The sequence below is a fragment of the Candidatus Micrarchaeota archaeon genome (assembly GCA_021163225.1).
Classification (GTDB): Archaea; Micrarchaeota; Micrarchaeia; order Anstonellales; family JAGGXE01; genus JAGGXE01.
In genome coordinates this window covers 1-12803 of the sequence record JAGGXE010000044.1, presented here as the reverse complement: position 1 = coordinate 12803, position 12803 = coordinate 1, and the positions used below count along the sequence as shown (strand labels likewise).

The window sequence follows — 12803 nt, the reverse complement described above, 5'->3', positions numbered from 1 at the left end:
TACGGCGTAACGTCTCAATAGCTATCATATGTTGAGACTGTCTCGAAGTGACAAACATCACTTTCATACCGCGATTCAGCGCATACTCTAACGCGGCTGTCAACACGGCGGCAGTTTTACCTATACCCGTCGGTGCGTACGCGAGTAACGTCTTTCCGGATGATATAGTGGTTACTGCGTCTTCGTAAAACTGACGTTGACCTTCACGCATCCGTTCAAACGGGAACAGAACACCCGCTCCCTCAACAGGGACACGGACTTCATCGAGGTTTGCGGTATCCATCGCACGCACCGTGAACCTTTTAATCGAATACAATTTAAAAATAGAAGGGAGGTGTGTTTCCCCTGACCCCTGATTAAACAACCTAAAAACTCCGTTGTCTTCTCCCCATTTCGACAAACTAAGTGCTTATATCAAGTTTATATCGACCGCTACTTCATCTTCCAAAGTATCTTTTGTTACATGTTCGATCACTACCGACCCAACGTTACACACCTTCTCGATTTCTTCGGTGAATTCCTCCATCGGAGCATCCACATCTTCGCTGACTCTGACAACTATTTTAGGTATGGGCTGTTTCATACTCAATCCGTTACGACCCCTGTACTCCCTCACCCGTGCAACGACCTTGTTTAACAGTTTGGTACGTTGAACGGCTCTCGGGTCGAACCACTGAGTGTACGGTTCTGGCCAGGTTTCCCTAACAACGAACTTATCGGGTTCTGGATAGAATATCTGGTATATCTCCTCGGAGATATGGGGCGTGAACGGCGCCAACAGTTTGATCGTTGTTAACAGTATGTTATACAGAGTATACTGTGCGGCGCGTTTGCTTGCGATACCGTACTTCTCAGGGTCGTACAACCGGTGTTTCACGTACTCGATGTAGTAATCGCATACCTCGTGCCAGAAGAAGGTTTGTATCGTTCTCAATGCATGCTGATATTCGTACTTATCCATGTACATTGTAACCTCTTTGATCACCGTGAATAACCTACTCAGTATCCACTTATCGACGGTACGTAGGTTCTCGGAATCTGCATCGTCATAGTCGTACTCGGCGATGTGCGGTTCCATGAACCGTGCAGCGTTCCACAGTTTGTTGAGGAAGGATTGCGAATATTTGATATCTTTATAACTGAACGGTTTATCTTTAGTCATCGCACCGCTCAAAGCTGCCCATTGACGTAAGGCATCTGCAGAATATTCATCCAACAGTTCGTTAGGTTCGATTTCGTTCTTCTTGGATTTACTCATCTTGGTACCGTCCGGTGCCAGCACGTTACCGTTCAACAGAATCTCTTTAAACGGTGTTTTACCTGTAAGATATTTACATCTGTAGATCGTGTAAAACGCCCACGTTCGTATGATCTCGTACCCCTGCGGTCTGAGTGTTGCAGGGTACATTCGGTTGAAGAACTCTTCATCTTCGGTCCATTTACTGATTACCAACGGAGTTATTGAAGAATCCACCCAACAATCGCATACCGCAGTCTCGCCCTCCATCTCTGTACCGCACACCGGACAATGCCTCTTCTCGAACCTCGGGTCAACCGGCAACTCGCTTTCATCGGCATGATACCATTTCTTACATTTTGGACAGTACCAGAAGGGTATCGGTGTACCCCAGACCCTCTGCCTAGATATCACCCAATCCCATTCCAGGTTCTTGGTCCAGTTGATCAGATGGTAAATACCGAACTCCGGATACCACTTGATTTCGTTAGCGGACTTGAGGATCATATCCTTGTAATCTTTAACGTTTAAGAACCATTGTTTGGACATCAAAAATTCTACCGGGGTACCGCATCTGTCATGGATCTTGACAACCTGTCTCAGCGGTTCTGAACGCACGTACAACCCTTTCTCTTTGATGATGTCCAAAACCTTTTTACGCGCTTCTTTAGCCGGCAACCCGTCGTAAATCCCAGAGTTTATCACCCTTCCTTTCTGATCGAATGCTTTGATAACTGGCAGATTATATCTGTACGTCCACACCACATCCTGTTTATCACCAAAAGTGCATACCATCACGAGACCGGTACCGAACTCTTTATCAACATCCTGGTCGGCTATCACAGGCACCTCTTTACCTAACGGAGTGACAATCGTTTTACCTTCCAGAGGTTTGTAACGTTCGTCTTCGGGGTTGAACATCACCGCCACGCACGCGTGCAACAGTTCGGGACGCGTCGTCGCTATCTCAAAGGCCTCTGTACCGTGGAGGAACTTTATGTAATGGAGTTCGGTATCACGTTCCACTTCTTCGGTCTCTGCTTTAGCGATAGCAGATTCGCATCGAGGACACCAAAGGACGGGATGTTCTGCAGAATACATATCACCTTTATCGAACATCTTTATCAAAGATAACTGGACCAGTCTATGATAATTTTTATCCATGGTCCGGTATTCGTACCGCCAATCGGGTGAAAACCCCATCCTCTTCATTTGGCTCTTCATCTTGGTGATCATATCATTAGTCCAACGTATGCAACGGGTGATGAAGGTCTTTGTATCGGATTTTCCGTACGCCTTCTCAACTTTGACCTCTGTAGGAAAACCCTGACAATCCCATCCCTGGGGATAATACACATTGTACCCGCGCATTCGTTTGTACCTTGCAGCAAAATCAAAATAAGAATAACTCAAGACATGGCCCATGTGAAGTTTACCCGATGTGAACGGTGGTGGAGTATCTATAACGTAAACTGGTCGATCCCTATCGTTCTCATCAAACCGATAAACCTGATACTTATCCCATTCGGCCTGCCATTTTTCTTCGATCGATTTATCGTATCTCTTTCCCAGCACCATATCCATCAACTCCTATTCTCACCCTACCTCTGCGAACCGTATTTGTAAAACAATAAACGTTTATAACTTTGCCAAAAAGTTTCTAATGTTATTTGTTATTTTTTCTGAGAAACTGTTTTAAGCGTTCGCGCATTGTCCACAATGGCCAACCACGACTCACCGATCTTGTTAAGATAGTTACCGAACGTTTTGCTCAGGGTTATCCGCATAGGTCTATACTTACGTTTACTATCGAGAGATGTAATCGTTTCCCGGTATACCTTTATCATACCGACACGTTTCAAACGCGGCAACACACGATTGTAAAAAGTTGCTTTTGATATGCTGTTATCACGAACAAATGCACCTATTTCCTGACCATCCATCTCCAACCTGTTGCACAGTTCCTCCAAAAATTTAAACGCAATAGTGTGATACTTTTCCTGATACTTCTCTGGAAAAACAAAGTTCACCACTTCTTTCAAAGTCCAATAGTTACGCATAGGAATTTCGTTATCATCTTGGAACCTCCGCAACTCGTTACTGTAATACGGCGGAAGATACAACGCTTCTTTTGAAGGTATACCGCGTGACGGTATAGACGGTTTTTCTTCCTTCTGCTCTTCTTTTGGTTTATCAATTGTCTCGGTATCCATACGTTCACATATTTGACATCATCTTTTAAAAATGTTGTTTTCCGTTCTTAGAACGATGAAATTGTTGAGAAGACTGTTCGCTCAGATAAAACGGGATTACGGACAGATAGAACCTGCCTGCCCGTTTGCCGATGAATGCGGCGGATGTCAGCTTCAGAGGTATCGAATCGAAGACCAGAGGGATATGAAACTACGGGTCGCGCGTTATGTAATAACAGAGAATATGGGAGATGAATATTCATCGATGGTCCGCTCAGTGATACGGGTTGGTCCCGAATACGGTTACAGGACAAGAATGGATTTCGTAACCGCTTTCGACAGAATAGGATTACGCAAAAGAAAGGATTACAGAACAGTTGTCGACATTGACCATTGTCTTCTTATGTCGGACCGGATGAACGACGTTTTAAAAGAAGCGCGTTCAACGTTGGAAGCTCTTCGTAGAGATAACGGTCTCACGTTCTACGATTATCTGAATCATAAGGGTTATCTCAGGTATCTCAGCATCAGGTCTGGTATTAACAGGGAAGGCAGGGAAGAAACCATGATAGTATTTACAACGAAAACCGGTGACCCCTTCCCGTTGCATGCGTTCAGGTCTGTGGAAAGCGATTCGGTCTACCAAGTAGTCAACAGTGGTCTTTTCGACACTGCTGGCGGCACACCCGTTTCCTTTATCGGCAAACCGTTTATACAACATACGATAAACCTGAACAGGTCTGTCACATATCTGATCGGACCTAACACGTTCTTCCAGACGAACCGGTTTGTAACAAAGGTGTACGCTGACCTGATTGCAGAGACGCACTGGTATGATTCGGTCGTAGACCTCTACTCAGGTACGGGAGCGATAACCCTTCTATTGGAAAATCCGAACGTAATAGGAGTAGAACTTATCAAAGAGAATGTTGATATGGCTAACAGAAACCTTGAGATAAACAAAGGTCAGATAAACAACAACATCGAGTTTGTTGTTGAAGATGTTAGACAGTATTTAACCCATGGAGATAATGCTGATCTGGTGATAGTTGACCCGCCCAGAAGCGGTTTAGGAAAGAAGGTCACAAAACTGCTGGGACGGTTAGCACCTCAAAGGATAGTGTACATGTCGTGTAACATAGTCACGCAAACCGCGGATGCAGCGGTGCTCAAGGAATACGGGTACGAACCGGTAAAAATCAATGTGTACGACCTCTTCCCGTTGACATATCACATGGAATCTTTGATGGTCCTGGATATAACGAAATGAATCAATCAAAACCTTTTCCCAACCCGTCAACTACTAGACATGCACCGTATATCGCCTTTATACGATGTCTTCTACAAAACTCTATCGCTTCTTCGGATTCCGAACCCGGCTGAAACCAAACCCTGTTAACCCCTAATTTTGAGCATTCTTCCACAACTTTATATGCTATGCTGGGCGGCACAACAGTCACAACTATGTCCGGTTTCACAGGCAATGCTGAAACTTTTGGATAACATCTGTCTCCGTCTATGTACCTATGGTTCGGGTTGATGGGATAGACTTTAAACCCGGCATCGTGCAGTTCCCGGTATACCTTGTATCCCCATTTCTCATGGTTTGAAGAAACACCTACCACTGCATAGACAAACCGTTTGTCAAGAAATTCGGACCAATCGCGCACGAACGAGTCTTCTCCGACCCCGTTCTCATCATCCATCCGATCACCACCCTCCTTTCTCCACGGGTCGGGTCTACAAAACTGCACTCTATTACCTTTGTTTATCCATCGTCCACCAGTTCCAATGTAATACGTGCCCTTTTATGCATTCCTATCTCAGGGACCAATCGAGCCAACAGTTCACCGAACCTGTTTTCGGGGTCTCTGAATCCGATATGTTCGTACTTCTTGCCACCGAACTCTTCAATCTCATGGAACAGTTCACCTTCGATAGTGAACCGTTTCCTATTCTCTTTACCTTGCTCATTTTCATCCCTATTCGTCATATTCATCCCCCTTCTTCAAAAACTATCTGTTAAACCAATCTGTTACAACAGCAGTCAACCTATCCAAACCGTTCTTATAACTATCAGATACTACGGTTCCGGCAGGTCCGGACTTCGCAACCGCTGGATCCATGGGAAGATAAGAAATCACAGGAATGTTAACAGATTCGCAATACCGTTCCACTTCGTGCGAATCAAACACTTCACCGCGCATGTTCTCTACCACACCTATTATCGGAATGTTCAAAGTCGAACAGAAATTAATGGCACGTTTGAGGTCTGCTAAAGATAACCTGTGCGGGATTGTAACGAGTAATGCACCCACTCGATAATCAGGATTGTTGTTGAACAGTTGAGCGATCGTTAAAGGTTCATCACCGGTTCCGGGCGGCAGGTCTACAATCAGGTAATCTATGTCACCCCAATCAGTACCGTTGACCAACTGATTCAACGCTTTGATCTTCAAAGGACCGCGCCATATTACCGCTTTGTCTTCGTCAACCATACCTGCAAACGATATCACTCTGATTTTATCGGTCACATGCACCGGCTGGAGTTTACCGTCCCGAACCTCAACCTTTCTGTCCTCTACACCGAACAAGGTAAACACGTCTGGACCGTGGATGTCTGCATCCAACAACCCTATCCGGTATCCTTTGTCTGCCAACTTCCTGGCAAGTGCGACTGCCACAGTAGTCTTTCCGACACCACCTTTACCGGATAACACCATAATTACGTTCATAGAATCATCCCACTCATTTTGAATTCAGAACCTTTCGTGAAACATAGTTCGATCAAGTTTAAAATAGTGACTGTAGTAATCTATCCATGAAACTCACAATCGTGTATGACAACCGTGCATGCAAAGGTCTGGAGAAGGGATGGGGGTTCTCGTGTTACGTGGAAACCGACGAGAACCGCATCATGTTCGATACCGGAGACGACGGTAACAAACTCCTGAACAACATGAAAAGATTAGGGATAGACAGTAAACGTATAGATACAGTATTTTTATCCCATGACCATGCCGACCATACCGGCGGGTTACCTGTCCTGCTCGACAACATGAACCCGGACAAGTTGAACATTATTGTGTACGTATTACCATCATTTTCCAGCACGATAAAAGATACGGTCAAAAGAAAAGGGTTCCTTTATTCGGAAGTCATCGGATTCTCGCCGATCCGCGACGATGTATATTCGACGGGTCCGCTCAAACCTCCGAACGGTTGGATCGAAGAGCAAGCTATGGTTATCAGGTCGGACAAAGGGTTGGTTGTCATAACAGGTTGCGCGCATCCCGGCATCTACAACATCTTATCATACGTCAAGAATTGGTTTCCGAAAGAACCGATGTACATGGTTGTAGGCGGGTTTCACATGTTATCGACGGACGATACTCTCGTACAGGATACGGTTGACCGTCTCCATAATTTGGGCGTGAAACATGTTGTACCTTGTCATTGCACCGGAGACCATGCCGTGGCAACATTCGCCAATACCTTTGGAGCAGGTTTTACAAACTGTTGTGCAGGTCTGGAGATAGAAATCTAACTTTTCGGAATGTTAACCATCCGTATTAAAATGTGTCGATTGCTTTGATCACGTTATGGTACCACGAAGTTACAATATCCTTCATTCGTTGCATGATCCTTTTTTTATCTTCTATCTGATACACATAGGTGTATCCGCCACCGGGCAGGTTTTTCTGAAACCGTATCACTAACCCGCGGTCAACCAACCGTTTAATCGCCTTCTGCACCGATGTCCTGGTTAACGATATTCCTTTAGCAACTTCCGTAACCCTGTACTTCCTACGGCTGTGTTTAAGCAGGTACATCATCACTTTGTATTCCGTCTTATTAAGGTCAAAAGAACAACGGACGATATCTTCAAGGTCTATCTTCTTACATGCAAAGGTTAACATTTACCACCACCCTTCTTCCGATATCGTTCCCGGATTTCCGTTCCGGTTCGTTAACTGCGGAGCGCGCCGCGGGCGCGCTCCGCATCGATTATCCGCCGCATCGCGATAGCGTATGCGGCGGTTCGTAGGTCTGTTTCATGCTCTTTCGCGTATCCGTAGACGTTATCAAAGGTTTGTTTCATCCGTCTAGAGAACCTCTCTTCCAATTCCGCATCATCGTAGAAGAAACCAGACCTGCCTTGGACCCATTCAAGGTAACTGCCTACAACACCGCCCGAATTGGCGATCACATCGGGCAATACAGTAACACCTTTTTCAACAAGTATTCTATCTGCTTCAGGAGTAATCGGACCGTTGGCAAGTTCGATGATGTATTTGGCTTTGACACCGTTCACGTTATCTTTGCGGATGACACCTTCCAAAGCGGCCAGTACCAACACATCAACGTCGAGTTTGATCAGGTCATCGTTAGATATCTTTACACCTTTATCGTAGTTCGTTACCGAACCGCTCGTTGTCTTTGCCTCGAACACACCTGATACGTTTAACCCGTCAGCATCGTAGATACCGCCTTTGCTGTCACTTACCGCCACCACCTTGATGCCTGCATCTGCACACAACCTTGCAAAATTACTTCCCGCGTTACCGAACCCTTGGACAGCAACGGTCATCTTGGGTCTGTCTAGGTTTTCGCGATGTACAAGTTCTTCCAACATGATGAACCCGCCTTTAGCGGTTGATGTACCACGGAGTTTAATCCCACCCAGAGCCACAGGTTTTCCGGTGATCATAGCAGGCGTCTTGCGTCCGGTTATTTTTTCGTATTCGTCCAACATCCAACCCATGACCTTAGGATTTGTATAAACATCCGGTGCAGGGATATCCTTATCTGCTCCGAACATCTCATGGAACGCACGCACATATTCGCGACTGATCATCTCCAACGTTTCCTCATCAACTTCGCGCGGGTCAAACTTTATACCGCCCTTCGCACCACCGTAGGGTAACCCGGACACAGCGTTCTTAACACTCATCCAAAAGGACAACGCCTTAACCTCTTCCTCGTTGACGTTCGGATGATAACGTATTCCTCCTTTTGACGGTCCTAGAGCGGTACTGTGCACTATACGCCATGCATGGTACACATTACCCTTTACAACGATCCGTTTATGCGCTATTTTTTCATGCGTGAGTAACAGTTGTTTCTCTCTATCAGTAAGCCCGATTTTCGACCCTATCTCCTCAACAAGTTGTTTTGCATGTTCAAACGGAGACATTTCTACCACACAAACCACCTCTCACAATTTTAAAGTTACAGTCACAAACGACAGGCAAATACAAAGCAAAAGACAAAAAAAGCAAAAGGAATCAAGACCTGCGATTATGCATTCCTCCTCATTAATAAGGTTTATTTAAGGTTCTTTTCCAACCATTGACGTACCGCGGGCTCGGGTAATGCACCTATAAACCCATCCTTAACCTTACCGTCCACAAATATCTTCACCGATGGTATGCTCCGAATACTGTAGAGGGTTGCTGTAACCGGATTCTCATCAACATTCAAAGCCGCAAGAACAACCCTATCCTTGTATTCCTTCTCCAACTTCTCAAGTATGGGGGATAGAATCCTGCACGGCATACACCAAGGCGCCCAAAAATCCACTATCACAGGGATCTCTTTGGAACGTTCGATGACCTCCTTTTCGAAATTCGTATCGTTTACCTCCATCATTCTGTATCACCTCAAACTTTCATTTTGTTGCGGTTCGATCGGTTGTGAACAAGTCACACACTTGTGAATTATATATTCACAAACATTTAAAAAGAGATTTTTTATGTGAAAAAACCCTATAAATATTTCACACTTCTACATTTTCCTTTTACTCTTTCCTCTTGTTTTCCGTTTACTGACCTTCCTTTTGGATGGAGAACGCTTTGGTTTGGTTTTGGGTCTCGCAGTTTTGGGTCTCGCAATCCGTCCAGATGTTCCGGGTCGGAGGTTTTTCAGGTAGACCTCATCCGACAGTACTCTATAACTCAGCAAAAACACAGGAAAGATTATAAGATACTCGACCACGGTAACCGCAATGAGAACTATGGATTTGAATACGTATGTCCATAGGTCACCCGATTCAGGAAGAACTTCGGTTATCAGGGCTATCAAAGAGAACACAACTAACCAAATCACCCAGAAAGAGAGCACCTCTCTGATATGCTCCTTCACGGTTATAAAAGAATCAACAATACTTCCTACAATACCCTTATCCCTTTCAACAACGTTGTAAAGAACAAACGTACCGGCTACAAATACGGTTAACACACCAACGCCGCCGATAACGGTTTTGATGGTCTCGGAACTTAAAGGGATACTGACCAACAATCCGAATATTACGATCGCAAGAAACAACAGTATGAACAGCGACAGAGACGCTATCATACTCTTTTTAATAAACGGTAAAGGACGCATAGGTTTTATGATGAAGGTTGCGGACATCGTCATTATCAATAAACAGAGAAGCAGGAATACGAACGTGAGAGGTAACCATTGGAACACATAGAACTCCATCAACCTTAAACGGAGATCCTGTGGAACAAGCTCAGGGTGTTGAGAAAAATCTTTAAACATCTCTGGGGTAAAACCGATTCTGCTTATCAGAACACCAAAAGTATACTCGTAACCGACGTAAACGGTTAATAAAGAGAGGAAGAGAAGCAGACCTATCAAACTGTACCGTACCCAATTCTCTCTGTACAGGTTCCATCCCTCTTTGATCATAGACGTATCCCTCTGAACGGTTTTTTCACACAACGTTTTTAAATCATTCGTTTTATTCGATCTCCCGTCTAATTTTCAGTATGCTCTTGACCAACCCGTAGAATAAGGGAGCAGGCGATTCGAACCTGGACCTGAACTCGGGATGCGCCTGAGTAGCAACAAAATACGGATGAACATCGGTAGGTAACTCGATGAATTCTACGAGCCGACCGTCAGGGGATGTTCCAGAGATTACCAACCCGTTCTCGGTTAAAATTTTGTGGTATTCTGGATTAACCTCATACCTGTGTCTATGTCGTTCATCAACCCTATCTTTACCGTAAAGGTGTCTTACCAACGTATTTGGTTTAAGGACTGCCGTGTATGCGCCCAACCGCATCGTTCCACCTTTTCTATCGATGTTCTTCTGCTCAGGCAGGATGTCTATCACAGGATAACGCGTTTCCGGATCGATCTCGGTACTGTTCGCCCCTTTCAATCCGCATACGTTTCTTGCATACTCAACCACCGCTAACTGCATACCAAAACATAACCCGAGGAGCGGTATCTTCTGTTCCCGTGCATAATTTATTACCTCTATCTTACCTTCCGCACCTCTGCTACCGAACCCGCCGGGAACTATGACACCGTCGCATCCGTTCAATGCGTCTGCTACGGAAATCAACCCGTTTTCTATATCTGTCGTTTCGATCCATTTTATATCTATTTCAGTATTAAGGTGAGCACCGGCATGATGGAGCGCTTCTATCACGCTTGCATACGAATCGTGAAGTTGTGTATATTTTCCGCACAATGCGATAGTAATCTTATGTTTGGGGTTTTTCATAATCTCAACGAGTTCTCTCCATTTATCGAGATCAGGATGCACTTCGGTACCGAGGATCTCATTTATAACGTCTACCAAACCCTGTTTTTCGAACATCAGAGGTATTTCATAGATATTGTTCACATCTATCCCTGAGATTATTCGGTCAGGGTCAAGGTCAACGGCATCAGAGATCTTACGTTTCAGTCGATCGTTAAGAGCATATTTACTGCGCGCTATCACAACATCCGGCATAATTCCCAATTCCCTCAGCAGGGCAATGTCCCTCTGTGCAGGTTTGGTTTTAAGTTCACCGGTGTTATGAAGCATAGGGATATAGGTAAGATGAACGAAGAGTGTATCGTTCGGATGTTTACGTTTCAACCTCCGTGCGGCTTCGATGAACCAGGAATTCTCTATGTCACCTACGGTACCTCCGATCTCGATAAGCATAAAATCAGGATTTGTTCTTGACCTCACTTCATCCCACCACGCCAGGATCTCGTTGATTGCATGCGGAACGATCTGGATCGTTTTACCGAGATAATCACCTCTCCGTTCCTTTTCTATGATCCTTGAGAACAGTTTACCAGAAGTGACATTCCAATCACCCCCACCTTCAACACCTATGAAACGTTCGTAATGTCCAAAATCCATATCAACTTCGGTTCCGTCGTTGAGAACGAATACTTCACCGTGTTCGATGGGGTTCATCGTACCCGGATCAACGTTGAGATAACCATCACATTTTACGACAACAATCCGGTTAGCAACATCTCCCACTCCGTCACCACGAAGCAAACGTCCGATACTGGCAGTTGCGGTACCTTTTCCTATGCCAGAAAGAACGCCTCCTGTGACCACAATGTACTTTGTCCGTACACCTGTTTTTATCGTGTTAACAGTCATCCCTTCAGAAACAGCAGAGGCAAGGGTCATGCTGAACTTTCGGTACAAAGAAATTTTAATCTTTTTGAAATTTCAACATTGATTACCTTCTATCAACACAATTTGCAAAACGGACAAAAATCCATACAAATACACCGAACCTACCGTAAAAATAAGAGGTTTTGAGATATAGTGGGCCAGGCCGGATTTCCGCATGTCGAAATAATGATAAAATCTTTTCGAACCGGCGACCTCCTGCTTATCAGACAGGCGCTCTAACCAGGCTGAGCTACTGGCCCACTGCGTTATCTTCTGTTAAAATAAAATTAAAAAACTTTCGTTTTTGTCTATTCTTCGTTTTTGAGGACTACTTTTTTTCTCTCAAATTGTTTCTTTAAAAAGAGTTTCATTGAGATGTATAAAAGCCCAGATATTATTAACCCACCAACTAACCAAACATACCAGCAAATGTCATAATAAGATCCATAATCCAAATCAAACATCTCACAAGTCGTTTCTCGCAACAGAACATGTTCGGTTTTAGAGATGTTTAACTGAACATCACGAGCGAACACCTTGACAGGGATCTCACCAATTAATTCTATTTCAACACGACCATGAACATCAGTAGTTGTAGTTATAGTTTTACCTGATTCAGTCTTTACGACAACCGGATAAAACGCTGCAGGTGCACCATCTTCATAGGCTACTGTCACGATTAACTGATCTTCAGAATAATTTGTTATAATCTGTACATTTCGTGCTACGCATTCATGATCTATACATGCCTCGGCCGGTGAACAATCAACATCTGAACAACAATCGTAAGAAATACAGGTATGATTAGATATATATCCACAAGAACAAGTAAGTGGCACGCATTCATGATCTATACATGCCTCAGTCGGTGAACAATCAACATCTGAACAACAATCGTAAGAAATACAGGTATGATTAGATATATATCCACAAGAACAAGTAAGTG

The 12803-nt window shown here is 44.4% G+C and carries 14 protein-coding genes and 1 tRNA gene; 2 read left to right on the top strand and 13 right to left on the bottom strand.

Translation table 11 applies throughout. The annotated features are described in order from the left end of the window. The 3 genes from J7K41_03040 to J7K41_03030 form a co-directional block, all read right to left on the bottom strand. The coding region (locus tag J7K41_03040; protein ID MCD6549656.1) for a hypothetical protein at positions 1-283 on the bottom strand (283 nt) is incomplete at its 3' end. A gap of 126 nt (positions 284-409) precedes the next feature. Next, the gene (locus tag J7K41_03035; GenBank protein ID MCD6549655.1) at positions 410-2821 is read right to left on the bottom strand and encodes a valine--tRNA ligase; all 2412 of its coding nucleotides are present in this window, start codon (positions 2819-2821) and stop codon (positions 410-412) included. Positions 2822-2910: 89 nt separating this feature from the next. Then, complete coding sequence (locus tag J7K41_03030; GenBank protein MCD6549654.1) at positions 2911-3450, bottom strand: hypothetical protein; 540 nt, start codon at positions 3448-3450, stop codon at positions 2911-2913. Positions 3451-3505: 55 nt separating this feature from the next. Between J7K41_03030 and J7K41_03025 the strand changes: the two genes are divergently transcribed. Further along, the gene (locus J7K41_03025) at positions 3506-4699 is read left to right on the top strand and encodes a class I SAM-dependent RNA methyltransferase (protein MCD6549653.1); all 1194 of its coding nucleotides are present in this window, start codon (positions 3506-3508) and stop codon (positions 4697-4699) included. Between the two features lies 1 nt (position 4700). On the opposite strand, the gene J7K41_03020 is transcribed toward J7K41_03025, so the two are convergent. The 3 genes from J7K41_03020 to J7K41_03010 form a co-directional block, all read right to left on the bottom strand. After that, positions 4701-5135: a CoA-binding protein gene (locus J7K41_03020; protein ID MCD6549652.1), complete on the bottom strand. Its 435-nt coding sequence runs from the start codon at positions 5133-5135 to the stop codon at positions 4701-4703. A 62-nt stretch (positions 5136-5197) separates the two neighbouring features. Then, positions 5198-5422, bottom strand: a complete 225-nt coding sequence (locus J7K41_03015; protein ID MCD6549651.1) for a hypothetical protein — start codon at positions 5420-5422, stop codon at positions 5198-5200. A 22-nt stretch (positions 5423-5444) separates the two neighbouring features. After that, entirely contained in the window at positions 5445-6164 is a 720-nt protein-coding gene (locus tag J7K41_03010; protein MCD6549650.1) for a P-loop NTPase, read from the bottom strand. An 86-nt stretch (positions 6165-6250) separates the two neighbouring features. Here J7K41_03010 and J7K41_03005 point away from each other — a divergent pair, with 86 nt between their 5' ends. After that, positions 6251-6976, top strand: coding sequence for an MBL fold metallo-hydrolase (locus J7K41_03005; protein ID MCD6549649.1), 726 nt, complete (start codon positions 6251-6253; stop codon positions 6974-6976). A 25-nt stretch (positions 6977-7001) separates the two neighbouring features. Here J7K41_03005 and J7K41_03000 read toward each other — a convergent pair whose 3' ends face one another. From J7K41_03000 to J7K41_02970, 7 genes are all read right to left on the bottom strand, one after another. Beyond that, a complete protein-coding gene (locus J7K41_03000) occupies positions 7002-7349 on the bottom strand; it encodes a MarR family transcriptional regulator (protein ID MCD6549648.1) in 348 nt (115 codons plus the stop codon). A 50-nt stretch (positions 7350-7399) separates the two neighbouring features. Next, entirely contained in the window at positions 7400-8635 is a 1236-nt protein-coding gene (locus tag J7K41_02995; GenBank protein MCD6549647.1) for a Glu/Leu/Phe/Val dehydrogenase, read from the bottom strand. Between the two features lie 122 nt (positions 8636-8757). After that, positions 8758-9078, bottom strand: a complete 321-nt coding sequence (trxA, locus tag J7K41_02990) for a thioredoxin (GenBank protein MCD6549646.1) — start codon at positions 9076-9078, stop codon at positions 8758-8760. Between the two features lie 138 nt (positions 9079-9216). Continuing rightward, positions 9217-10125 carry a hypothetical protein gene (locus tag J7K41_02985; GenBank protein MCD6549645.1) on the bottom strand — a complete coding sequence of 303 codons (909 nt, stop codon included), beginning with the start codon at positions 10123-10125 and terminating at the stop codon, positions 9217-9219. 52 nt (positions 10126-10177) lie between these two features. Next, positions 10178-11839, bottom strand: coding sequence for a CTP synthase (glutamine hydrolyzing) (pyrG, locus tag J7K41_02980; protein ID MCD6549644.1), 1662 nt, complete (start codon positions 11837-11839; stop codon positions 10178-10180). 172 nt (positions 11840-12011) lie between these two features. Next, positions 12012-12117: transfer RNA gene (locus J7K41_02975), tRNA-Ile, on the bottom strand. Between the two features lie 48 nt (positions 12118-12165). Then, on the bottom strand, positions 12166-12803 hold a 638-nt coding region (locus J7K41_02970), incomplete at its 5' end, for a hypothetical protein (protein ID MCD6549643.1).

Coding starts and splice junctions, on each gene's coding strand:
- J7K41_03025 (MCD6549653.1), top strand. CDS start 3,506: ATGAAATTGTTGAGAAGACTGTTCGCTCAGATAAAACGGGATTACGGA.
- J7K41_03010 (MCD6549650.1), bottom strand. CDS start 6,164: ATGAACGTAATTATGGTGTTATCCGGTAAAGGTGGTGTCGGAAAGACT.
- J7K41_03005 (MCD6549649.1), top strand. CDS start 6,251: ATGAAACTCACAATCGTGTATGACAACCGTGCATGCAAAGGTCTGGAG.
- J7K41_03020 (MCD6549652.1), bottom strand. CDS start 5,135: ATGGATGATGAGAACGGGGTCGGAGAAGACTCGTTCGTGCGCGATTGG.
- J7K41_03030 (MCD6549654.1), bottom strand. CDS start 3,450: ATGGATACCGAGACAATTGATAAACCAAAAGAAGAGCAGAAGGAAGAA.
- pyrG (MCD6549644.1), bottom strand. CDS start 11,839: ATGACTGTTAACACGATAAAAACAGGTGTACGGACAAAGTACATTGTG.
- J7K41_03000 (MCD6549648.1), bottom strand. CDS start 7,349: ATGTTAACCTTTGCATGTAAGAAGATAGACCTTGAAGATATCGTCCGT.
- J7K41_03015 (MCD6549651.1), bottom strand. CDS start 5,422: ATGACGAATAGGGATGAAAATGAGCAAGGTAAAGAGAATAGGAAACGG.
- trxA (MCD6549646.1), bottom strand. CDS start 9,078: ATGGAGGTAAACGATACGAATTTCGAAAAGGAGGTCATCGAACGTTCC.
- J7K41_02985 (MCD6549645.1), bottom strand. CDS start 10,125: ATGATCAAAGAGGGATGGAACCTGTACAGAGAGAATTGGGTACGGTAC.
- J7K41_03035 (MCD6549655.1), bottom strand. CDS start 2,821: ATGGATATGGTGCTGGGAAAGAGATACGATAAATCGATCGAAGAAAAA.